We start from the raw sequence: 21,434 nt of genomic DNA on the forward strand, positions 1-21,434 counted from the left end.
GACGGTGGCCCCGCCGGTGACACGTTGCATAGGTGGCCTTAGTAGTCGAAGCCACCGCCGGGTGCTGCCGGAGCCGGCGTTTTCTCCTTGGGCACTTCGGCAATCAGCGCCTCGGTCGTCACCAGAAGACCGGCAACGGAGGCGGCATCCTGAAGCGCGGTGCGAACCACCTTGGTGGGGTCGACAATGCCTTCCTGGAGGAGGTCGACGTATTTCTCCGTCTGCGCATTGAAGCCGAAGGTCGGAGAGTTGCTCTCAAGCACCTTGCCGACGACGATCGAACCTTCGACACCCGCATTTTCGGCGATCTGCCGGATCGGGGCTTCAAGCGCCTTCTGGAGAATGTGGATCCCGGCCTGGATGTCGGGATTATCGTTCTTCAGGGCGTTCACCGCGGTTTTTGCCCGAAGCAGCGCAACACCGCCGCCCGGCACGATCCCTTCCTCGATCGCGGCGCGTGTCGCGTTCAGTGCATCGTCGACGCGATCCTTCTTTTCCTTGACCTCGATTTCGGTGGAGCCACCGACCCGAATGACGGCAACGCCACCGGCCAGCTTTGCGACGCGCTCCTGTAGCTTCTCGCGATCGTAGTCGGAACTGGTGTCCTCGATCTGCGTCTTGATCTGCTGCACGCGTGCGGCAATTTCGGCCCTCTCGCCGGCTCCATCGACAACCGTCGTGGTCTCCTTGTCGATGCGGATCTTCTTGGCGCGGCCGAGCTGATCGAGCGTGACGTTTTCAAGCTTGATGCCGATGTCTTCCGAGACGACCTCGCCGCCGGTGACGATTGCGATGTCCTCGAGCAGCGCCTTGCGGCGGTCGCCGAAACCTGGCGCCTTGACGGCGGCGATCTTCAGGCCGCCGCGCAGCTTGTTGACGACCAGCGTCGCCAGTGCTTCGCCTTCGACATCCTCGGCGATGATCAGCAGTGGTCTGCCGGTCTGAACCACGGCTTCCAGCAATGGCAGCAGAGGCTGGAGGGTCGCCAGCTTCTTCTCATGGAGCAGGATATAGGCATCCTCGAATTCCACGATCAGCTTTTCGGTATTGGTGACGAAATAGGGCGAAAGATAGCCCCGGTCGAATTGCAGCCCCTCGACGACGTCAAGCTCGGTTTCGGCGGTCTTTGCCTCCTCGACGGTGATGACGCCTTCATTGCCGACCCTCTGGACGGCCTCGGCGATGAGCTTGCCGATCTCGCTCTCGCCATTGGCCGAGATCGTGCCGACCTGCGCGACCTCTTCGGAGGATGCGACCTTGCGGGAGCGTTCCTTGATGCTGCGGATGGCTTCGGCAGTCGCAAGATCGATGCCGCGCTTCAGGTCCTGTGGGTTCAGGCCGGCGGCAACCGCCTTTGCGCCTTCGCGAACGATGGCCTGTGCGAGTACGGTCGCCGTCGTGGTGCCGTCACCGGCAAGATCGTTGGTCTTGGAGGCGACTTCACGCAAAAGCTGCGCGCCGAGATTTTCGAACTTGTCCTCAAGCTCGATCTCCTTGGCGACAGAAACGCCGTCCTTGGTAATACGGGGCGCGCCGAAGGATTTTTCGATGACGACATTGCGGCCCTTCGGTCCCAGCGTCACCTTCACGGCATCGGCGAGAATATCGACACCGCGCAACAGGCGCTGGCGGGCATCGGTGGAGAATTTGACTTCCTTGGCAGCCATGGATGATTTCCTTCCTAAAAGGCCGTGTTAGGCCACAACGCCGAGGATGTCGGCTTCCTTGACGATCAGCAGGTCTTCGCCGTCGATCTTGATCTCGGTGCCGGACCACTTGCCGAACAGCACGCGGTCTCCGGCTTTGACGTCGAGAGGCACAAGCTTGCCGCTCTCATCGCGCAGCCCCGGGCCAACGGCGACCACGGCGCCCTCCTGGGGCTTTTCCTTGGCGGTGTCCGGGATGATGATGCCACCCCGCGTCTTCTCCTCGCTTTCGAGGCGCCTTATGACGACACGATCATGCAATGGGCGAAATGCCATTCGCGTTTCCTTCCTGATTTCACTCCAACGTCGTTTGGCAGCACTCTTATGGGGATGCCAACGAGGATATTTTCCCGAGAAGGATCGCGATTGGCAAAGGGCATCGCTGCGATTTAAGTCGCGGAGCTGAGAAGGGAATTTCAATTTTCTACTAAATTTGTAGAATATATGTGTTTTGCTCCAACCAAGTGAAATGGAGTGCGGGCGTCGCCGGTTTCCAGACTCCGGTTGAAAAAGCCCCGGAGACGGCGTCTTCCTTTTGCGAAAAGAGTGGGCCTTACGTAAGCGTCACTATCTTGCCGCATTGACTTGGTTTTACCCACGTCGCTGGCTGGTTTGATCTTGCTGCGCGCCTTGTCGTGCACCCCCGGTGAGGTTCGTCCAGCCAGCAACGAGACGGTCGTCGTCTCCCGCCAATCCGGTTCACTCCTTATGAGCTTGGCAGCTTTTGACGCATCGCGCTCACGATCAGACGCTTCGATTTAGATCCTTGGTGGAGCCGCTGTCGAGCAGAGCAGCCGCAGCCTGTGGCCTGGCAGGCGCCAAATTTTATCAATCCTTTACATGCTGGGCCGAGAGGCAAAATAATCCCCCTTTTTGTACATTAAAACCATAGATTTCCTGTATTGCATGGACTGGCCCGCCTAATTTCCCCATCTGCCCGTTCAGGTACTCAGCAGGGGAATTTCATGAGCCGTCAAATTCGTTTTAACGCCTTCGACATGAACTGCGTGGGTCATCAATCGCCGGGTCTATGGGCGCATCCTCGCGACAAATCCTGGAAATACAAGGATCTGGACTACTGGCAGGATCTCGCCCGCACGCTGGAGCGTGGCGTTTTCGATGGCGTCTTCATTGCCGACGTCATTGGCTATTACGACGTCTACAAGGGGTCCAATTACCACGCGATCGAGCAGGCGGCACAGATCCCCGTCAACGATCCCCTACAGCTTGCGGCTCCCATCGCGCTTGCGACGGAACATCTCGGCATCGGCATCACGGCTTCGACATCCTTCGAGCATCCCTACACCTTTGCGCGGCGCCTCTCGACGGCGGACCATCATACGAAGGGTCGTGTCGGCTGGAACATCGTCACCTCCTATCTGGAGAGCGGCGCGAAGAATATCGGGCAAGGCGGGCTTCGCCGGCACGATAACCGCTACGAAGTCGCGGCCGAATATGTCGAGGTGCTCTACAAGCTCTTCGAGGGAAGCTGGGAAGAGGGCGCAGTGCAGCGCGACCGCGACCGCCGTATCTTCACCGATCCGTCCAAGGTTCACGAGATCGGCCACAAGGGCAAATATTTCGAGGTCCCGGGCTATCATCTCTCGGAGCCTTCGCCGCAGCGCACACCGGTGCTCTATCAGGCCGGTGCTTCAGGGCCTGGCAAGACATTTGCGGCGGGGCATGCCGAGTGCATCTTCGTCGCCGCACCGACGAAATCCGTCCTCAAGCACTATGTCGCCGATATTCGCCAGCGCATCGCCGCGGCCGGCCGCGATCCGAAGAAGGTGTTCATCTATACGCTGATCACCGTCATCACCGACGAGACGGAAGAGAAGGCACAGAAGAAGTTCGAGGACTACAAGCGCTACGTCTCCTATGACGGCTCGCTGACCTTCATGTCCGGCTGGAGCGGCATCGACTTCGGGCAATATGCGCCGACCGACGTGGTGGAGCGGATCGAAACCAACGCGATCCACTCTTTCGTCGAGCACATTGCCGGCGGCGACAAGTCCTGGACCATCGACGAGCTCGCGCAGTTCGGCGGCATCGGCGGCATGGGACCTGTCTTCGTCGGCTCATCCGAACGCATCGCCGATATCCTGCAGGAATGGGTCGAAGAGACGGATGTCGATGGCTTCAATATCGCCTATGCGGTGACGCCCGACAGCTTCGAGGATATCGTCGGCCATATCGTGCCGGAACTGCAGAAGCGTGGTGTCTATCCGACCGCCTACAAGCCTGGAACCCTACGTGAAAAACTCTTCGGCGACGGACCTTACCTGCCCGTCAACCACCCGGCGGACGGCTTCCGTGATATCGAGGCGGTGAAGCGGCGCGAGGCGGAGGCGGGCGACGCTTCCCTGCCGTTGAAATCGGTCGGTGCGTGATGCCCGGTCTGCTCGAACTCCATAACGTATCCCTGTCCTTCAAGGGCGTGCGCGCGCTCAACGCGTTGAGCTTCAATGTCGCGAAGGGGGAGATCTGCGCTTTGATCGGCCCCAACGGCGCGGGCAAAAGCTCGCTGCTTAACGTCATCAACGGCGTTTACCGGGCTGATTCCGGCGATGTCGTCTTTGATGGCGAGCGGTTCGAGGCCATCCATCCCTTCAAGGCGGCTCATCTCGGCATCGGCCGCACCTTTCAGCACAACGCGCTATTTCGCCGCCTGACCGTGAGGGAAAACGTGCTTGCGGGCATTTCCCGCCACGGCAAGGCAAGCTTCCTCGAAAACATCTTCCGCTTCGGCCGCGACGCCGAGGAACGGCGCGATTTCGAGGCTCGGTCCAGCAGGATCATCTCCTTCCTCGGCCTCGAACCCTATGCCGACACGGTCGTTTCGACCTTGCCATACGGCGTTCAGAAGCGGGTCGATCTCGGACGGGCGCTTGCCGCGTCGCCAAAGCTCCTGCTCCTCGACGAACCCATGGCCGGCATGAACCAGGATGAGAAGCGGGATATGAGCCGGGTAATTGCCGAGGTCAATCGCGCCTTCGGCACCACTATCGTCCTGATCGAGCATGATGTCGGCATCGTGCTCGGCCTGGCGAGCCATGTGGTCGTGCTGGACTATGGCCGTAAGGTCGCGGATGGCAGGCCGGACGAGATCCGGACCAATCCCGACGTCATCTCTGCCTATCTCGGCACGGTTCATTAGGGGGCGATGATGGGATATTTTCTTGAAACCTTGATCACCGGCCTCTTCGCGGGGCTGATGTACGGCCTGGTCGCCATTGGCTTCGTGCTGATCTACAAGGCCTCCGGTGTCTTCAACTTCGCGCAGGGCGCGATGGTGTTCCTTTCGGCGCTGACATTCGTCACGCTGGTCGAACGAGGTGTTTCCTTCTGGGTCGCCTTTGCCATCACCTCCGGCGTGATGATCGCGACGGCCGTCGCGATCGAAGCGCTCGTCCTCAGGCCCCTGCGCAACCGTGATCCGTTGACCCTGTTCATGGCGACGCTAGGCTTAAGCTTCGTCATCGAGGGTGCGACACAATTCTTCCTCGGCACGGATGTGCACATGCTCGATATCGGCATCGATGATATCGCCACCGATTTCGGTGGCATATTGATCAGCCAGTTCGATATCGTCGCCTCGCTGATCGTCATTGCGCTCGTTGTCGTCCTTGCCGTCGTCTTCAGCAAGACTCGCATGGGGATCTCCCTGCGAGCGGTTGCCGACGATACGCTTGCCGCCCAGTCGATCGGCATCCGCCTGCCGCAGATCTGGCGCATCGTCTGGAGCGTGGCGGGGATCGTGGCGCTGGTTGCCGGGCTCTTGTGGGGTGCGCGGCAAGGCGTGCAGTATTCGCTGTCGCTGATCACACTGAAGGCCCTGCCGGTGCTCATCATCGGTGGCTTCTCCTCCATTCCCGGCGCCATCGTCGGCGGTCTGATCGTCGGCGCGGCGGAATCCCTAGCCGACATCTATATCGGCCCATTGGTCGGCGGCAGCGTCTCCACCTGGTTCGCCTACATCCTGGCAGTCGCCTTCCTCCTCGTCCGCCCGGCCGGCCTTTTCGGCGACCGCGCCATCGAAAGGGTCTGATCCATGAGCGTCTCCAACAATGTGCTCGCCGAGGTCGCCTCCCCATCGTCGAAGAGCAATCTGCTCATTCTGGCCGTCATTGCCGGACTATTGGTGCTCTTCGTCGCGGTGCCGCTTGGCGCCAGCGACTATTGGCTGAGCTCGATCATCATCCCGACGCTGGTCATGGGCCTTGCCGGGATCAGCCTCAACCTTCTGATGGGCTATGCCGGACTGGTTTCGCTTGGATCGGCCGCCTTCATGTCGATCGGGGCATTCACTGCCTATAATCTGATCCTGCGAGCCCCCTTCCTGCCGCTTCCCGCGGTGCTTCTGGTCTCGGGCCTCGTGGCTGCTGCTGCCGGCGTCGTCTTCGGGCTTCCGGCCCTTCGGATCAAAGGTTTCTATCTCGGTGCCTCGACGCTTGGCGCCCAGTTCTTCTTCGAATGGGTCTTCAGCAATTTCACCTGGTTCTCCAACGACAGCCAGTCGCTGACGATCTCGGCGCCGCGTCTCGCCTTTCTTGGATGGGATCTCCAGTCTCCGGCGGGCCGATACCTGCTAGCGATCTCAGTTGCGACGGCGTTGATCGGTCTCGCCTTCCTGATCGTGAAGAGCCGTCTCGGGCGAGAGTGGATGGCGATCCGTGATATGGACACCGCAGCTTCGGTGATTGGCATCCGTATCGCGCGCCGCAAGCTGCAAGCCTATGCGATCAGTTCGTTCTTTCTGGGTGTGACCGGCGTTCTCTGGGGGTTCGCCTATCTCGGCACCTCCGATGCCCACACCTTCAATCTCGACAAGTCGTTTCAGGTGCTCTTCATCGTGCTGATCGGCGGCACCGCAACGATCTTCGGCAATTTCCTCGGCGCGGCCTTCATCGTGCTGACGCCGATCCTGCTCGACCGCATCGTCCTTGCCGCCAACCTCTCGTTCCTGGGCGACCAAGGGGCACTGACCAATCTCCAGCGCGTCATCTTCGGCGTGATCATCATCCTGATCCTGATCAAGGAGCCGGACGGGCTCGCCGCGCTCATACGCCGGGCAACCACCGCCATCGGAAAATGGAAGCGCTCGGCGACATAGACGTTCTTTTTCAAACAAGGGCGAACCTCCGGCGTCGGGTTCCTCCTCCCAAGCAGCCAGGCGCCGCCTTCTTTCATTGCACCAACGAGGTTTCCAATGTCATTTTTCAAGAAAGCATTCATGCTGGCCGGGGTGATCGCCATCGCAGCATCTGCGGCAGTTACACCATCCCTAGCGGAAGAGGGAACAGGACAGCAGCTCTTTCCGCTGTTTTCCTATCGCACCGGTCCCTACGCCCCATCGGGCATTCCGCAATGGGCCGGATATCGTGATTATTTCAACTACATAAACGAGAAGGGCGGCGTCAACGGCGTCAAGATCTTCGTCCAGGAATGCGAGACTGCCTATACGCTGGAGCGCGCATTCGAATGCTATGAGCGCTACAAGAACGGCTATGCCGGCGCGCCGGTTGCCGCCCTCTTCACCACGTCGAGCGGCTTCGATGCGGCGATTTCCGACAAGGCGCGCATCGATCAGCTGCCGATCGTGTCGGTCGCTGGCGGCCGCGGCGATGCCGTTGATGGCAGTGTCTTCCCCTACCAGTTTCCGCTTCTCTTCGACTACTGGACGGAAGCCTCGATCGTCGTTGAGCATATCGCCAATCAGGTCGGTGGCTACGACAAGCTGAAGGGTCTGAAGATCGCCACGCTCTACCATGATTCCGGATACGGACGCGAAACCATCCAGCCGATGGGTATCCTCGCCAAGAAGTATGGCTTCGAGGATATCCAGATTCCCGTGCCGCATCCGGGCGAGCAGCAGCAGGCACAATGGCAGCAGATCAAGCGTGCCGGTGTCGACTGGGTCTTCTTCCGCGCCTGGGGCGTGATGTCGCCGGTCGGCCTGAAGACGGCCGCTCGCGTCGGCTTTCCGGCGGACCGGATCATCGGCGATATCTGGACCGGCTCCGAGGAAGACGCGCGCCCGGCCGGTGCTGCGGCCAAGAATTATCTCGCCGTCTCCGTCTATCCTTCCGGCACCGATTTCAAGATCAGCCAGCAGCTGAAGAAGAATATCATCGACGCGGGCAAGGGCGACCTCAAGGATCCCACGAAATTCGGTTCGGTCTATTACAATGCCGGCCTGGTGCAGGCGATCATCTTCACCGAAGTTTTGCGCACCGGACAGGCGAAGTTCGGTAACCGGCCGCTGACCAAGGAAGAGGGGCATTGGGCCGTCGAGCATCTCGACATCACGGCCGAACGGATCGAGGAACTTGGCGCGACCGGCTTGCTGAGCCCGCTCAAGGTGACGCCGCAGGATCATGAGGGCCAGCCGGCCGCCAAGATCGTGCAGTGGGATGGCACCAAATGGAATGCCGTCACCGGCTGGCTGAAGGGGGACAGGCCGCTGTTCAAGGATGCGATTTTCGCCAAGGCAGCCGCCTACGCCAATGAAAAGAACCTGCCTCCGCGCGAGCCGGTGGCGAACTAACAGGCGGGTGAACCGATGAGCACTGTTGGCGCAACACAGGGCGGGCTGCTTGAGGTCCGCACTATCGAGGCTCTTTACGGCCAAGCGATCCTGGCGGTGAGGGATGTCTCGCTCAAGGTCGAGGCGGGCGCGATCGTCGCCCTCCTCGGGGCCAACGGCGCCGGAAAGACGACAACGCTGAAAGCCATATCGAACCTGCTCGGGCCGGAGCGTGGCCATGTGAGCCGAGGGTTGATCACCTGGGACGGAGAGGCGATCAATCGCCTTTCCGCCTCGCGGCTGGTGGCCAAGGGTGTCGTTCAGGTTCTCGAAGGGCGACACTGTTTTCCGCAGCTGACGGTCGAGGAAAATATCCTATCGGGCGGCTTCCTGCGCCGCCCCAAGCGCCGCGAGCTGCAGGCCGATCTGGAACAGATCTACAGCTGGTTTCCGCGCCTCAAGGAAAAGCGTCGGACGAAAGCGGGACTTACCTCCGGCGGTGAACAGCAGATGGTCGCCATCGGCCGTGCGCTGATGACCAAGCCGCGCCTCCTGCTTCTCGATGAGCCGTCGATGGGCCTTGCGCCGATCATCGTGCAGGAGATCTTCGAGATTATCCACACGCTTAACAAGCAGGGCGGCGTCAGCTTTCTGATCGCCGAGCAGAACGTCAATCTGGCGCTGCGCTATGCCGACTACGGCTACATTCTCGAAAACGGCCGCGTCGCCATTTCCGGGACGGCGGAGGAGCTGCGGGCGCGCGACGACGTCCATGATTTCTATCTCGGCGGCAATCGCGCCGAAACACAGGACCAACAGGGATACGCACACTGATGACACAGATCGCACAAGGCTGGGGCGCCGGCCCGAGTGAGAGATACGAGACGATCGCGGCACCGTTCCGCCCGATTTTCAATGATATCGCCAAGGATGCCAATCGCCGCGAGCTGGAGCGCGATCTGCCCTTCGACGCCATCAAAAGGCTCAAGGAGGCCGGTTTCGGTGCCGTTCGTTTGCCACGCGAGCATGGCGGGAAGGGCGCAACGCTGCCGGAATTCTTCAATCTCCTGATCGAGCTTTCAGCGGCGGATTCCAACATCACCCAGGCGCTGCGCGCCCATTTCGGCTTCACCGAGGATATTCTCAATTCGAAGTCGGCGCAGCGGCAGAAGGTCTGGTTCGAGCGGATCGGCCGTGGCGAGATTGTCGGCAGTGCCTGGACGGAGATTGGCAACGGAGCGGGGCTCGATCGCTTCTCGACGCATGTCTCAGACGGCGTCGGCTCCCTGGTTCTGAATGGCGCCAAATATTATACGACCGGCTCGCTCTACGCCGACTGGATCGACGTTGGCGCTTCCGACGCGAATGGCGAGGGGATTGCGGTTGCCGTGCGCCGTCATGCCGAAGGCGTTGAGGTTGTCGACGACTGGGATGGATTCGGCCAGGTCCTGACGGCAAGCGGCACCACCACATTCACCAACGTTAAGGTGACCGAAGACGACATCGTCCTTGACGACGACCGCTTCAAGTATGGTGCTGCCTTCTATCAGCTCGTCCATCTGGCGACCCTTGCGGGCATCGGCCGGGCGATCACCGATGATGTCGCCAAGGCCGTTGCGGAACGCACGCGGACCTATACCCATGCGGCCGGCCCCCGTTCCAGCCAGGACCCGCAGGTTCTGCAGGTCGTCGGGCGCATCCGTGGCGGCGCCTATAGTTCAAGTGCAATTGTGTTCCAGGCGGCAGCGGCGATCCAGCGGGCGTTCGATACCCGCTTCATCGACGATCCGGAGCTGGAGGAAAAGGCGAACGCGATTGCCGAACTCGAAACGGCGCAAGCCCAGACCGTCATTTCGGACCTGACCCTGCAGGCATCCACCACCCTTTTCGATGCACTGGGCGCCTCGGCTACCAAGAAGCCGAACGGGCTGGACCGCCATTGGCGCAACGCGCGCACGCTCTCCTCTCACAATCCTCGCATTTACAAGGACCGCATCATCGGAGATTTCGCCGTCAATGGAACGCCACCGCCTTATCAGTGGCGAATTGGTACGTCGGCTTGAGGATTGCCTACGTCTGGGCGTTTCGAACGGTCTCCAGGCATCGATCATGATGAGGGTCCGGTAGCGATAAGGAAACGAAATCCGACGGGGTGAACTTTCGATGTCTAAGAGATCAAAGATGGTTTTGACGGATGAGTTGGTTTCGCTCAGTTTTCGAACTGAGGTCGATCCCGGCCCTGAGCCTTACCGCATTCCCCTCAAGGAAGACGAGATAGAGGCCCTGGCGAAGCGGCTCCTTCATGAAACCGAAGGCGCCCCGTTGTGGGTTTTTGCCTATGGATCATTGATATGGAAACCGGACTTTGATGCTGTGGAGTCGCGCCAGGGTTCCGCACGAGGCTGGCATCGATCCTTCTGTCTCCAAATGACGCGCTGGCGCGGAACGCGAACGCAGCCTGGTCTCATGATGGCGCTCGATCGCGGCGGGCGCTGCAACGGCGTTGCCTTCAGGCTTGTCGACGACGACCGTCTTGGCCAAATCCGCCGGGAAGTCGGCACGCTCGAAGACATTTCGACCGTTCGCTGGATTCCGGTCGAGACAACACAAGGGCCGGTGCGCGCCCTGGTCTTTTGGGCAGGGCCGAGGGGCAAGCGGGTTTCTCGCAAGCTGCCACTGGAGACGGTCGCGCATGTGCTTGCCAGGGCATGCGGTCACATCGGCTCCTGTGCCGAATATTTGTACCTGACGGTGAAACACCTGGAGGAATGGGGCATTCGCGACCGGAACCTGTGGCAGCTTCAGAAACTGGTCGCCTGCGAGATCAGGCTCATCCATAAGTTGGACGGAGCAAGACCCGAGCATCCAGCGTCTGCCAGTATCCCGTCGGGACGGGGCACCGGCATGTTCGACCACTGAAGGAAGATCAGGACGCGACGCGCACGATCAGCTTTCCGAAATTCCTTCCTTCCAGCAAACCGAGAAAAGCCTCCGGAGCGTTTTCAAGCCCGTCGACGATATCTTCCTTGTACTTGAGCCGGCCGTCGGAGATCCATGTCCCGGCTTCGCGATAGAAGTCCGGACGCTGGTCAGTGAATTCGCGTTGTATGAAGCCTCGTATGGTGAGGCTTTTGCGCAGGATGGCGCGCATCACGGCCGGGAGCTGATCATGTCCGCTCGAGACGGAAGGGCCTTCGTTGTAATGCGCGATCAGCCCGCAGACCGGGACGCGCGCGAAGCCGTTCAGCAATGGAAATACCGCGCTCCAGACATGGCCGCCGACATTCTCGAAATAGACATCGATTCCCTGCGGGCAGGCGTCCGCGAGCTGTGCGGGAAAATCGCTCGAACGATGATCTATAACCATATCGAAGCCGAGCTCTTTGCGTATGTAGTCGCACTTCTCAGGCCCGCCCGCGATCCCAACCACCCGAGCCCCGAAAATCTTCGCCATCTGGCCAACGGCAGAGCCAACCGCACCGCTCGCCGCCGCGACCACGAGCGTTTCGCCGGCTTTGGGTTTGCCGATATTGCGAAGCCCAGCATAGGCGGTGAAGCCCGTCATTCCCAGAATGCCGAGCGCCGTCGTGATCGGTGCTGCGTCCGGATCGAGCTTGCGCAACGCAGTACCGTCGGAAATCGCATAGCTTTGCCAGCCGGAATGCGAGAGGACGATATCCCCCGGGTTGAACGCCGTGTTGCGGCTGCGTGCGATCCGCGCGACTGTGCCGCCTTCCATCACGCCGCCGATGTCGACCGGCTTGGCATAGGACTTGGCATCGTCCATGCGGCCCCGCATGTAGGGATCAAGGGAAAGATAGAGGATCTGGAGAAGAACCTCGCCTTCGGCCAGATCCCGGACCGGCTGCTGCTCGAGCCGGAAGTTCGCCGCCGTTGGTGTTCCGGATGGGCGCGATGCAAGGATGATGCGGGTGGAGGCGGGCTGGCTGGCCATGGGCATGTTTCCTCATTCTGACTTTTGCTTCTAGGTATCAGGAATGTGCTTCAGGTGGACCGGACCTCGGTTTCTCGGGGCGGTTGATTGCCATCCGCGTCATCCCGCTTTTTCATCGTTATTGGCGTTGGCGCAGGGCTGCCAGTCATTGCTGAAACATGATGCTGCCCTTTGCAGGCTATCCAAAAAATCAATCTCCGGCATCCGCCGTTTTGCAATTTATTTGCCTGTATAATCTATAGTTTAACTGGATTATACAGGCAATAGCAATCGCTTAGGGGTGGAGATGGCTTCGCTCGATGTTGATGGTTCAACGGCCCGCCACTCAAGATAATCTGAGGAATCCACCGTGAACGTAGACGCCAGAAACGCGGTACCCGGTAACGCTTCGATCCGTCGTCCCGTGGTGCTCAACCAATTGGGCGCGGAATTCGACGATGTGCTCGGCGCGCACTGGTCGCAACCCGTCATTGTGCCCGGATACGACGAGGAAAGGGCGTGGGACATTCCGAAGGGCGTCGATGTTCTCCTGACGCGTCCAGGTCCGCGCTGGAAAGCCGCGCCCGGTGTTCGTCCGCCGGAATGGCCGAACGATCTGCGCTGGATTCAAGTCGCCTCGGCCGGCATCGACTTCTATCCGGATTGGTTCGTCGCGGCTGACGGACCCAAGGTGAGTTGCGGGCGTGGCATCACCGCCAACCCGATCGCCGAATATGTCTTCGCGGCGATCCTCGAACATGAAAAGCGCCTGCGGCAGGTGGCTATCCATACGCCGGAACAATACGCGCAATCCGCAACCGGTACGCTCGAAGGCAAGACGATCGGTCTCTTCGGCTTCGGCGCGATCGGCAAGGCAGTCGCCGCCCGCGCGGATGCCTTCGGCATGGAGGTTCTCGCCGTCCGGCGAACGAGCACATCCGGAGCGCAGGATGGTGTACGCTTTTTGAGTGGACTGGAAGAACTTGCCGCCAGCTCCGATCATCTCTTGCTGGCTGCTCCGTTCACGCCGGAGACCCGTCACATCCTTGATGCGCGGATCTTGTCATCGGCAATGCCGGGGTTGCACATTATCAATGTGGCGCGCGGCGGGCTGATCGATCAGGAAGCACTGCTGGCTGCCCTCGACGGATCGACCATCGCTGGCGCGACACTCGATGTCACGGATCCGGAGCCGCTGCCGGAAGGCCACCCGCTTTATCGACATCCCAAAGTGTTGATCACGCCCCACATTTCCTGGTCTGGAACACGCAACGGCCAGCGGCTGAAGGATCGGATTATCGCTAATCTCGATGCCTATGTCCGTGGCCTGCCGCTCTCCGACGTCGTCGATCCTCTGACCCGCTATTGACGGATAACATCATGACAAAGCATGAAGAGCATCCGAAGAAGTTCAAGCTGATCGAACGGGAGACGTCTCCATCCGTCGAGGAAGAGCGCCTGCATCGCAAGCAGCGTCTTGCCGGCACCTTCCGCCTGTTTGCCCGCTATGGCTTCGACTAGGGACTGGCTGGCCATGTTACGGTGCGCGACCCGGAATTTCCCGATCAGTTCTGGATCAAGCCATTGGGGAACAAGAAAGCCGTTATCCTTCAGAACCATGGCTTGCTGACGGTCGGTCCGACGGTGGAGGCTGCCGCATGGTGGTTCATCTCCATGGACAATGCCGCGCGCGCAATTGCTCGCGGAAGCAGCCGGAAAGCCGAAGCCGATCCATCATGATATCGCGCGGCATACCGCGTCGCAGGTCGGATCCCACAAGGGCGGATACTTCTCATTCCAGCCTCTTTGGGACTCGATCGTGGCGGCGGAACCCGATCTGCTCGACTGAGCCCGGAAATTCTCGGGACTTATTTATGGATCGGGTCGATCCAGAGGACCTCGTCGGGCTTTTCCACTGGCTCGATATCGAGATTGACCACGACGGGTTCCTGGCCGGAGCGGACCAGCACGCATTCCAGCGTCTCGTCGCGGCTGGCGTTGATTTCCTGATGCGGCACATAGGGCGGCACGAAGATGAAATCGCCGGGACCAGCTTCGGCAACGAATTCGAGGTTGTCACCCCAGCGCATACGGGCCTTGCCCTTGACCACATAGATGATGCTTTCGAGATCACCGTGATGATGAGCGCCGGTCTTGGCATTGGCGTGGATCGTCACCGTTCCGGCCCAGATCTTCTCGGCACCGGCGCGGGCCTTACTGATGGCGGTCGCCCGGTTCATGCCCGGCGTCTGCGCCGTGTTCGGATCGAGCGAATTGCCCGGAATGACCTTCACGCCATTGTCGCGCCAGTGGTCGGCATGATGGTGATGGTGGTCGTCATGGCCATGATCGTGCGTCACTGTCTTCTCTTCCCTTGAATTGTCAGGCCGTAGCGTCGTTGGGCAATTTGCGAACGGCGTCGATGATACTACCGGGCGTCGGTGCGGACCAGCCGGCCCAGACGGATATCTGCAGCGTTTTATTCCGAAAATCGATTGTCGGCATTTTCACTGCTCTGTTGTGGCGGCTTCTCCTTCCAAAGTCTGGCGACCGATTGTGCTTTGCGGCCAGCGATCCCGTTTCGAAGCCATGGCCCAAATGGCGGTATTTTTCGACTAGGCCAGCAGAGAGGCGAAGTTTTCTTTGGTCTATAAAATCAAGTAGATAATGTCAGTTGCACGGCTGGGATGAATGGGCTGACGATCCGCGCTTCACCAACGAACATTGGCGGATGGAGCATGTCTTCCTGCGTGCCCGTGCCATGGCGCAAGCCGGGGAGCCTGTGACGCGGTTTGCCGGTGGACGTGGCTGGTTGATCGATGGTTCAAATGCTCTCAGGCGTGATGATCTCGAAGGGAACCACGCGCTGCAGGATCGTCGTGCTGCTGCGATTATCCAAGCCGGCGAGCATCGTGGCAATCAGAGCGTCGGAGGTCTGTTCGAGTGGATGGCACAGAGCGGCGGTGATCAGGCCCTCGGTGAGCCCCTTTCGCGTTTCCGGGCCGATGTCGCGGCAGATGATGCGGACATTCCTGCTTTTCTCCTCGGGAGCTTCGCGAACCGCGCGCAACACCCCGGATATACCGCCGCCAATGATGAAGACGCCTCGGAGATCGTCGAGCTCGGACAGAAGTTCGCTGACCATGCGATAGGCTTCCTGTGGTTCCTCGTGCGTGGGCCGGCTATCGTCGACCTGGAGATGCGGTGCGTGTTCGCGGATATAGGACCGGAAGCTGGCGTCGGATATGTCTTGGCATTGATAGCGATGATTTCCGATGAACACCGCGAGGCGCCCCGCATCCGGTGTCATCTGTGCGAGAAACCAGGCGGCGGTCCGCCCGAGCTTCCAGTTGTCCGTGCCCACGTAGCCTGCGCGCGCGGAGGCGGACTGGTCGGTAATGTAGGCAACGACGGGCTTGCCCCGAGATTTGAGAGACTGGATCGTCTGGCCGATCAGGGGATGGTCTCCGGCCACGACGGCCGTCGCGTCGCAGCGTTTCCCGAGCGCTTCGAGCCGATCGGCGATGTTCTGCGGCTCGAGGATGTCGACGAAGTCGATCACAGCTTCGATTTTCTCGTTGTGACGTCGTGCTGCGGCCTCCACGATCTTTGCGGCGAACAGCTGGTAGAGATCGCGGGTCGACTGCTGCAGCAGGAACCCGAAACGATAGCTCGGAATGGCCTCCTGCTTGCGGCCCTCGATGACGCCAAGCCCATAGAAGCCAAGCTCCTCCGCAGCGTTCTGGACCCTCTGGATCGTCTCCGCTCGCACCGATCCGGATCCTCCCATGATCCGGTTCACGGTGGAGATGCTGACGCCGGACAGTTCAGCCAGCATGGCGATGGTGGGGCGTTTTTTCATGAGCTAAAATATCTCATTACGGGTTGAAACGAAATGATACAAAAATATCATTTCAGCGCAAGATATATTCCACGCCGATACCGTGTCTGCTAGTTCTTTTTCGCGACGCCGAGGATGAAGGAGACATCCACGGTGAGTTCGCTGGGAGGAAATCAGATGAAATTTTCACGACGCGCCCTGCATGGGCTGCTCACGAGTGCTGCACTCGCAATCGGCGTCGTTGCCGCGTCTTCAGCCATGGCGGCGAATATCGCCGTCATCGGCGGCAAGACCGACGACGAATTCTGGAGCCGCATCAAGAAGGGGATCGACGATGCCTCTCTCGTGGTGGGGAAGAACGGCGGATCCGTCACCTACCTTCAGCTTCAGACCTACGACAATCTCGGACCGGACGCGGCACAGCTCGTGCGGACGGCCATTAGCCAGGGTGTGAACGGTATCGCCGTTCCCGATTGGGTGCCGGAGGCCGAAGACGAAGCGATCAAGGCTGCCGTCGCCGCCGGCATCAAGGTCATTCTCATCAACGCCGGCAGCATCGACAAGGCACGCGAACTTGGTGCCATCAACTATGTCGGCTCGGATGAATATACGGCCGGCAAGGCGGGCGGCGAGTATTTCGCTTCCAAGGGCAGCAAGAACGTTCTGTGCGTCAATACCGTGCCTGGCGCCGCCAATCAGGAAGCCCGCTGTAAGGGTGTTATCGACGGCATCGTCGCCAAGGGCGGCAAGGGTAAGCAGCTTCCGCTCCCGGCGACGAGCTTCGGCGACCAGACCGCGATTGCCGAGGCGATCAAGGCCACGCTGCTTCAGGATGACACGATCGACGGTGTCATCAACATCGGTGCGACGGATGCGGATGCGGGCGCGAGCGGCATCAAGCAGGCAGGCAAGGCCGGCAAGGTAATCCACGGCACGTTCGACCTGAACGGCTCCGGCCTCGCCAGGATCAAGGACGGTTCGCAGACCTTCGCCATCGACCAGCAGCCCTACCTGCAGTCCCTGCTCGGCGTCACGCTGCTTGCGTCCCATATCGATTACGGCACGAACCTTCCGACCGCCCCGGTCCTGACCGGGCCTGGGATCGTCGATGCTTCGAACATCGAAGCGACCCTGACTGGCGTCGGCAAGGGCGTGCGCTGATCTTCAATCGGTAACGTCCGGCCCGCAGGACTCTTTGCAGGCCGGACGCCTTCAGTCCAGCGAACGGATCGTTGATCCGGCGTTCGCATAGTCACGCCCAAAACTGGGGTAACCTACATGAACAACCTATCATTTGGCAGCCTCCTGCGCCGACCGGAGGCAGGTGCCTTCCTCGGCCTCATCGGCGTCCTCGTGTTCTTTGTCGTCTTCGGCAGCACGAAATTCCTTGAGCCGGCAGGGGCGGCGAGCTGGCTCAACGTCGCGGCCAACTTGGGTATCGTCGCGCTCCCGATTGGGCTGCTGATGATCGCCGGCGAACTCGACATTTCCATCGGTGCGATGATCCCGGCGGGATCCATGATCGTCGCCGTGCTGTCGGGGCATTATGGACTGCCGATCTGGGTCGGGATGCTCGGCTCTATCGCTTTCGGCATCGTCGTCGGGCTGGTCAACGGTCTGCTGGTCGTACGAACGGCCGTTCCGTCGCTGATCGTAACGCTCGGCACGCTTTTCGCGGTTCAGGGTCTGATGCTCGGTTTCTCGGTACTCGTGACCGGGACGACCAGCGTGGCGCTGACGGCGGCTCCCTGGGCCAAGTTCGTCTTCGGCCAGTTCCTGGGCGGCTCCTTCCAGGTGATCATCCTGTGGTGGCTGGCGATCACCGCGCTCTTCGTCTTCTTCATGCATTATTCGCCCTACGGCAATTGGGTCTTCGCCATGGGAGGAGACAGGATCAGCGCGCGCAATGCCGGTATTCCCACGACCAAGCTGACCGTGATCCTCTTCGTCCTGTCGGCCACCGGCGCCTCGTTCGTCGGCATGTGTCAGGCCATCCTGTTCAATTCGGCCCAGGTGTCGGGCGGCATGACGTTCATCTTCAACGCGATCATCTCGGTCGTCGTCGGCGGCGTGCTGCTGACGGGAGGTTTCGGGTCGGTGATCGGTATCTTCTTCGGAACCATCACCTTCGCCGTGGTCAACCAGGGCATCTATTTCACATCCTTCGACCGCAACTGGTCGAGCCTGATCATCGGCGTGATGCTTCTGGTCGCGGTTCTCATGAACAATACGTTCCGTCAGATGGCGCTTACCTATTCGCCGAAGAGAAAAAAGGGAGGGCTGTGAGATGGCAACCCCGATCCTTGAACTTGAAAACGTCAACAAATCCTTCGGCCCGATCGATGTCCTCTATGACATCACTCTGAGGGTCCACCCCGGCGAGGTGCTGTGTCTTCTCGGGGACAACGGCGCGGGCAAGTCCACGCTCATCAAGACCTTTGCCGGCGTCTACAAGCCGACAACGGGCACCGTGAAGTTCGATGGCCGGCCGATCACCTTCAGCAACCCGCGCGAGGCGGCGGATCTGGGGATCGCGACCGTTCACCAGTTCGGCGGCACCTTTCCTCTCATGAGCATCGGTCGGTCGTTCTTTGTGGGTCGTGAACCGACGAAGGGCTTCGGGCCGTTCAAGATCTACGACCGCAAGACCGCGAACGACGTCGCCGTAAGGGCCGTCCGGGAGTTCGGCATTACCCGGATCGACGACGGTGACCGTCTTATCGGCGGCCTGTCCGGCGGCGAGCGGCAATCGCTGGCGATCGCGCGCGCCGTCCATTTCGGAGCCCGGGTTCTGATCCTCGACGAGCCAACTGCGGCACTCGGCGTCAAGGAAGCGGCGCATGTGTTGCGCATCGTACTTGAGGCACGGCGTCGTGGCCTGGCGGTGATCTTCATCACGCACAACGTCATCCACGCCATGACGGTCGGCGACCATTTCGCGGTGCTGATCAAGGGCGCCAAGGCGGCGGATTTCCGCAAGGGCGAACGGACCCGCGAGGAGATCACCGATCTTATGGCCGGCGGCGAGGCGATGGCCGAGCTGGAAGCCGAGATCCAGGCTCATTCCGCCGGGTAGCGGCTCTTTCAAGCGGGTGCCGCTGCGATCGCGGCGGCATCCGAACCACTGCCATCCGATGTTCGGGTGGCCTAGCCAAACAACTCTCAGACGGGTGACCAGAAATGAAAATCGCAATCGACCCCTTCATGCACCGCCATCTCTCGCTCGATGCGCTGCCCTCAAAGGTGGCCGAGCTTGGATATGAATGGATGGAATTGAGCCCGCGCGGAGACTTCCTCGAGTGGTTCAAGGCACCCCGCGTTTTTCCCGGCCGCATCAAGTCCTTCAAGAAGGCGCTTTCCGACGCAAATGTCGGAATAGCCTCGTTGCTTCCCATGTATCGCTGGGCATCGAACGACGAGGTCGAAAGGCAGGCAGCGGTCAAGCATTGGAAGCGCGCGGTCGAGATTTGCGTCGAGTTGGGCGTCGACACCATGAATTCGGAGTTCGGTCGCGGACCCCATCCCGACAAGGGCTCCTGCTATTGCTGCCACACCGGCTCCATGATCGAGGCGTGTGAGGACGCCTGGTGGCGCTCGATGGAGGAGCTGGTGCCGATCTTCGAGAAGGAAGGCATTAACCTCCATGTCGAACCTCATCCGGAAGATTGGTGCGAGACCCTCCAGCCCGCGCTCGACATCATCCGCACGGTCAATTCGAAGAACGTCAAGTTCCTCTATTGCGCACCCCACACCTTCTACTTCGGCGACGACACCAAGGCCATGTTGCGGGAAGCCAAGGATGTCCTCGCCCATGTCCATGTCGGCGACACCTTCAATCATAAGGCATCCTCGGGCCTGCGCTACATCGTCAATCCCCCCGGCTCAACGGCCCGCGTTCACCAGCATCTGGACATCGGGCAGGGCGAAGTGCCCTGGGACGATTTCTTCGGGACGCTCGCCGAGATCGGCTTCGACGGCATCATGACCGCCTGCGTCTTTGCCTGGGAGGAACGGGCAGACCATTCCGGCAAGTTCATGCGCGGCAAGATGCAGGAGTATATCGACAAGCACTGGGGCGCGAAATGACCCTTGGAGCCGGCGCTCTTGCAACGAGCATGATCGGCCAAAGGATACCCGTCGATTGGAGAGCGGCTTTCCCGAACGCGCGCCGTGGCGAACATTTCTCAAACACCAACAAACAAGCATTCTGAAAGGCTCGAAAATGATTAACGGAGAAAGGCTTATCGACCGTCCTCTTCGGTGGGGCATGGTTGGCGGCGGCCGCACGGGGCAGGTGGGTTACAAGCATCGCACCGGCGCGCTGCGGGATGGCAGCTACCAGCTCATCTGCGGTGCTTTCGACCTCGACGTCGCGCGTGGCCACGATTTCGGCATGAAGCTCGGCGTTGCATCCGAGCGTTGCTATGACGACTACAAGGCCCTGATTGCCGAGGAAAGCAAGCGCCCGGATGGCGTGGAAGTGGTTTCCATCGCCACGCCGAATTTCACCCATTACGAGATCACCAAGGCGTGCCTTGAAGCCGGCCTTCATGTGATCTGCGAAAAGCCGCTGTTCTTCACCGTGGCTGAATGCGACGAGATCGCCAAGCTGGCGGAAGACAAAGGGCTGATCGTCGGCGTCACCTACGGCTTCTCCGGTCATCCGCTGCTTCATCAGATGGCGGCGATGGTCAAGAAGGGGATCCTCGGCGACATCCGCATCGTTGACATGCAGTACACCCACGGTTTCAGCTCCGGCGACGATGCCAACGCATCCGACGCGCAGAAGTGGCGCACCAATCCCGCGACCTCGGGTCCGACCTTCGTTCTCGGCGATATCGGAACGCATATCTACTACATGTCGCAGATCGTACTGCCACATTTAAAGATCGAGAAACTCCTCTGCGACCGCCAGTCGTTCATCAGATCGCGTGCGCCGCTTGAGGACAATGCCTACGTGCTGTCGCACTACGACAATGGTGCCGTCGGCCGCCTCTGGGTGTCGTCGGTCAATGCCGGCTCCATGGCCAGCCAAAGGTTCCGTTTCGTCGGATCCAAGGCCTCGGTCGAATGGACCGATACCCAGCCCAACGAGCTAATCTACGAGGTACAGGGACAGCCGCCGCAGGTGCTTCACCACGGTATGCCTTACCTCGAAGATGAGAGCCTGCGCTATGAGCGCATGGGCGCGCTGCACACCGAGGGCCTCGGCGACAGCTGGTCGAACATCTATCTCTGGATCGCGCAGGCCATCGACGCGAAGAAGCGCGGCGACGGTGCCTTCCTCAAAGATCATCACTATCCGGGCATCAAGGCGGGCACCGACGGCGTGCGCTGGCTGGAAAACTGCGTGCGATCCGCTGACGCAGGCTCCGTCTGGGTCCGTTTCGAATAACCCGGGAGAGGCGCGCCGGTTTCCTCCTACTC

21 protein-coding genes are annotated in these 21,434 nt (G+C 60.4%); 16 read left to right on the forward strand and 5 right to left on the reverse strand.

Features of this window, described 5'->3' with window-relative positions; all coding sequences use genetic code 11:
* Nucleotides 1-38: 38 nt before the first annotated feature.
* Entirely contained in the window at nucleotides 39-1,667 is a 1,629-nt protein-coding gene (groL, locus tag AC1RO0_RS26810) for a chaperonin GroEL (RefSeq protein WP_498595602.1), read from the reverse strand.
* A 27-nt stretch (nucleotides 1,668-1,694) separates the two neighbouring features.
* The gene (groES, locus tag AC1RO0_RS26815; RefSeq protein WP_498595603.1) at nucleotides 1,695-1,982 is read right to left on the reverse strand and encodes a co-chaperone GroES; all 288 of its coding nucleotides are present in this window, start codon (nucleotides 1,980-1,982) and stop codon (nucleotides 1,695-1,697) included.
* Nucleotides 1,983-2,671: 689 nt separating this feature from the next.
* Here groES and AC1RO0_RS26820 point away from each other — a divergent pair.
* From AC1RO0_RS26820 to AC1RO0_RS26855, 8 genes are all read left to right on the forward strand, one after another.
* On the forward strand, nucleotides 2,672-4,096 hold the full coding sequence (locus AC1RO0_RS26820) for an LLM class flavin-dependent oxidoreductase (protein ID WP_498595604.1): 1,425 nt from the start codon (nucleotides 2,672-2,674) through the stop codon (nucleotides 4,094-4,096).
* On the forward strand, nucleotides 4,096-4,863 hold the full coding sequence (locus AC1RO0_RS26825; RefSeq protein ID WP_498595605.1) for an ABC transporter ATP-binding protein: 768 nt from the start codon (nucleotides 4,096-4,098) through the stop codon (nucleotides 4,861-4,863). The genes AC1RO0_RS26820 and AC1RO0_RS26825 overlap by 1 nt, the downstream gene beginning before the upstream one ends.
* Before the next feature lie 9 nt (nucleotides 4,864-4,872).
* Nucleotides 4,873-5,754 carry a branched-chain amino acid ABC transporter permease gene (locus AC1RO0_RS26830; protein ID WP_498595606.1) on the forward strand — a complete coding sequence of 294 codons (882 nt, stop codon included), beginning with the start codon at nucleotides 4,873-4,875 and terminating at the stop codon, nucleotides 5,752-5,754.
* Between the two features lie 3 nt (nucleotides 5,755-5,757).
* A complete protein-coding gene (locus AC1RO0_RS26835; protein ID WP_498595607.1) occupies nucleotides 5,758-6,819 on the forward strand; it encodes a branched-chain amino acid ABC transporter permease in 1,062 nt (353 codons plus the stop codon).
* Nucleotides 6,820-6,915: 96 nt separating this feature from the next.
* The gene (locus AC1RO0_RS26840) at nucleotides 6,916-8,253 is read left to right on the forward strand and encodes an ABC transporter substrate-binding protein (RefSeq protein ID WP_498595608.1); all 1,338 of its coding nucleotides are present in this window, start codon (nucleotides 6,916-6,918) and stop codon (nucleotides 8,251-8,253) included.
* A gap of 15 nt (nucleotides 8,254-8,268) precedes the next feature.
* Nucleotides 8,269-9,066 (forward strand): ABC transporter ATP-binding protein, encoded by a 798-nt coding sequence (locus AC1RO0_RS26845; RefSeq protein WP_498595609.1) that lies wholly within the window; start codon nucleotides 8,269-8,271, stop codon nucleotides 9,064-9,066.
* Nucleotides 9,066-10,295: an acyl-CoA dehydrogenase family protein gene (locus AC1RO0_RS26850; RefSeq protein WP_498595610.1), complete on the forward strand. Its 1,230-nt coding sequence runs from the start codon at nucleotides 9,066-9,068 to the stop codon at nucleotides 10,293-10,295. The genes AC1RO0_RS26845 and AC1RO0_RS26850 overlap by 1 nt, the downstream gene beginning before the upstream one ends.
* A gap of 100 nt (nucleotides 10,296-10,395) precedes the next feature.
* A complete protein-coding gene (locus AC1RO0_RS26855) occupies nucleotides 10,396-11,151 on the forward strand; it encodes a gamma-glutamylcyclotransferase (protein WP_498595611.1) in 756 nt (251 codons plus the stop codon).
* A 7-nt stretch (nucleotides 11,152-11,158) separates the two neighbouring features.
* On the opposite strand, the gene curA is transcribed toward AC1RO0_RS26855, so the two are convergent.
* Complete coding sequence (gene curA, locus AC1RO0_RS26860) at nucleotides 11,159-12,187, reverse strand: NADPH-dependent curcumin/dihydrocurcumin reductase (protein ID WP_498595612.1); 1,029 nt, start codon at nucleotides 12,185-12,187, stop codon at nucleotides 11,159-11,161.
* A 349-nt stretch (nucleotides 12,188-12,536) separates the two neighbouring features.
* On the opposite strand from curA, the gene AC1RO0_RS26865 reads away from it, so the two are divergent.
* From AC1RO0_RS26865 to AC1RO0_RS26875, 3 genes are all read left to right on the forward strand, one after another.
* Complete coding sequence (locus AC1RO0_RS26865; RefSeq protein WP_498595613.1) at nucleotides 12,537-13,535, forward strand: NAD(P)-dependent oxidoreductase; 999 nt, start codon at nucleotides 12,537-12,539, stop codon at nucleotides 13,533-13,535.
* An 11-nt stretch (nucleotides 13,536-13,546) separates the two neighbouring features.
* A complete protein-coding gene (locus tag AC1RO0_RS26870; RefSeq protein ID WP_498595614.1) occupies nucleotides 13,547-13,687 on the forward strand; it encodes a hypothetical protein in 141 nt (46 codons plus the stop codon).
* Nucleotides 13,688-13,750: 63 nt separating this feature from the next.
* Nucleotides 13,751-13,906 (forward strand): class II aldolase/adducin family protein, encoded by a 156-nt coding sequence (locus tag AC1RO0_RS26875; protein ID WP_498595615.1) that lies wholly within the window; start codon nucleotides 13,751-13,753, stop codon nucleotides 13,904-13,906.
* Nucleotides 13,907-14,034: 128 nt separating this feature from the next.
* On the opposite strand, the gene AC1RO0_RS26880 is transcribed toward AC1RO0_RS26875, so the two are convergent.
* Together AC1RO0_RS26880 and AC1RO0_RS26885 are read right to left on the reverse strand one after the other, a co-directional pair.
* Nucleotides 14,035-14,526, reverse strand: a complete 492-nt coding sequence (locus tag AC1RO0_RS26880; RefSeq protein WP_498595616.1) for a cupin domain-containing protein — start codon at nucleotides 14,524-14,526, stop codon at nucleotides 14,035-14,037.
* A 464-nt stretch (nucleotides 14,527-14,990) separates the two neighbouring features.
* Nucleotides 14,991-16,028: a LacI family DNA-binding transcriptional regulator gene (locus AC1RO0_RS26885; RefSeq protein ID WP_498595617.1), complete on the reverse strand. Its 1,038-nt coding sequence runs from the start codon at nucleotides 16,026-16,028 to the stop codon at nucleotides 14,991-14,993.
* A gap of 156 nt (nucleotides 16,029-16,184) precedes the next feature.
* Here AC1RO0_RS26885 and AC1RO0_RS26890 point away from each other — a divergent pair, with 156 nt between their 5' ends.
* The 5 genes from AC1RO0_RS26890 to AC1RO0_RS26910 all read left to right on the forward strand — a co-directional run bounded on the left by AC1RO0_RS26890 (nucleotide 16,185) and on the right by AC1RO0_RS26910 (nucleotide 21,402).
* Nucleotides 16,185-17,168 (forward strand): sugar ABC transporter substrate-binding protein, encoded by a 984-nt coding sequence (locus AC1RO0_RS26890; RefSeq protein ID WP_498595618.1) that lies wholly within the window; start codon nucleotides 16,185-16,187, stop codon nucleotides 17,166-17,168.
* 117 nt (nucleotides 17,169-17,285) lie between these two features.
* Nucleotides 17,286-18,293, forward strand: coding sequence for an ABC transporter permease (locus AC1RO0_RS26895; protein ID WP_498595619.1), 1,008 nt, complete (start codon nucleotides 17,286-17,288; stop codon nucleotides 18,291-18,293).
* Nucleotide 18,294: 1 nt separating this feature from the next.
* Nucleotides 18,295-19,083, forward strand: a complete 789-nt coding sequence (locus AC1RO0_RS26900) for an ATP-binding cassette domain-containing protein (RefSeq protein ID WP_498595620.1) — start codon at nucleotides 18,295-18,297, stop codon at nucleotides 19,081-19,083.
* Between the two features lie 104 nt (nucleotides 19,084-19,187).
* The gene (locus AC1RO0_RS26905) at nucleotides 19,188-20,093 is read left to right on the forward strand and encodes a sugar phosphate isomerase/epimerase family protein (protein ID WP_498595621.1); all 906 of its coding nucleotides are present in this window, start codon (nucleotides 19,188-19,190) and stop codon (nucleotides 20,091-20,093) included.
* Nucleotides 20,094-20,229: 136 nt separating this feature from the next.
* The gene (locus tag AC1RO0_RS26910; protein ID WP_498595622.1) at nucleotides 20,230-21,402 is read left to right on the forward strand and encodes a Gfo/Idh/MocA family protein; all 1,173 of its coding nucleotides are present in this window, start codon (nucleotides 20,230-20,232) and stop codon (nucleotides 21,400-21,402) included.
* Nucleotides 21,403-21,434 lie beyond the last annotated feature (32 nt).

The sequence above is a fragment of the Rhizobium sp. GW821-FHT14E12 genome, from assembly GCF_058803745.1.

Coding starts and splice junctions, on each gene's coding strand:
- AC1RO0_RS26830 (WP_498595606.1), top strand. CDS start 4,873: ATGGGATATTTTCTTGAAACCTTGATCACCGGCCTCTTCGCGGGGCTG.
- AC1RO0_RS26840 (WP_498595608.1), top strand. CDS start 6,916: ATGTCATTTTTCAAGAAAGCATTCATGCTGGCCGGGGTGATCGCCATC.
- AC1RO0_RS26885 (WP_498595617.1), bottom strand. CDS start 16,028: ATGAAAAAACGCCCCACCATCGCCATGCTGGCTGAACTGTCCGGCGTC.
- AC1RO0_RS26870 (WP_498595614.1), top strand. CDS start 13,547: ATGACAAAGCATGAAGAGCATCCGAAGAAGTTCAAGCTGATCGAACGG.
- AC1RO0_RS26855 (WP_498595611.1), top strand. CDS start 10,396: ATGTCTAAGAGATCAAAGATGGTTTTGACGGATGAGTTGGTTTCGCTC.
- AC1RO0_RS26835 (WP_498595607.1), top strand. CDS start 5,758: ATGAGCGTCTCCAACAATGTGCTCGCCGAGGTCGCCTCCCCATCGTCG.
- AC1RO0_RS26910 (WP_498595622.1), top strand. CDS start 20,230: ATGATTAACGGAGAAAGGCTTATCGACCGTCCTCTTCGGTGGGGCATG.
- groES (WP_498595603.1), bottom strand. CDS start 1,982: ATGGCATTTCGCCCATTGCATGATCGTGTCGTCATAAGGCGCCTCGAA.
- AC1RO0_RS26890 (WP_498595618.1), top strand. CDS start 16,185: ATGAAATTTTCACGACGCGCCCTGCATGGGCTGCTCACGAGTGCTGCA.
- AC1RO0_RS26905 (WP_498595621.1), top strand. CDS start 19,188: ATGAAAATCGCAATCGACCCCTTCATGCACCGCCATCTCTCGCTCGAT.
- AC1RO0_RS26825 (WP_498595605.1), top strand. CDS start 4,096: ATGCCCGGTCTGCTCGAACTCCATAACGTATCCCTGTCCTTCAAGGGC.
- AC1RO0_RS26845 (WP_498595609.1), top strand. CDS start 8,269: ATGAGCACTGTTGGCGCAACACAGGGCGGGCTGCTTGAGGTCCGCACT.
- AC1RO0_RS26895 (WP_498595619.1), top strand. CDS start 17,286: ATGAACAACCTATCATTTGGCAGCCTCCTGCGCCGACCGGAGGCAGGT.
- groL (WP_498595602.1), bottom strand. CDS start 1,667: ATGGCTGCCAAGGAAGTCAAATTCTCCACCGATGCCCGCCAGCGCCTG.
- AC1RO0_RS26850 (WP_498595610.1), top strand. CDS start 9,066: ATGACACAGATCGCACAAGGCTGGGGCGCCGGCCCGAGTGAGAGATAC.
- curA (WP_498595612.1), bottom strand. CDS start 12,187: ATGGCCAGCCAGCCCGCCTCCACCCGCATCATCCTTGCATCGCGCCCA.
- AC1RO0_RS26820 (WP_498595604.1), top strand. CDS start 2,672: ATGAGCCGTCAAATTCGTTTTAACGCCTTCGACATGAACTGCGTGGGT.
- AC1RO0_RS26900 (WP_498595620.1), top strand. CDS start 18,295: ATGGCAACCCCGATCCTTGAACTTGAAAACGTCAACAAATCCTTCGGC.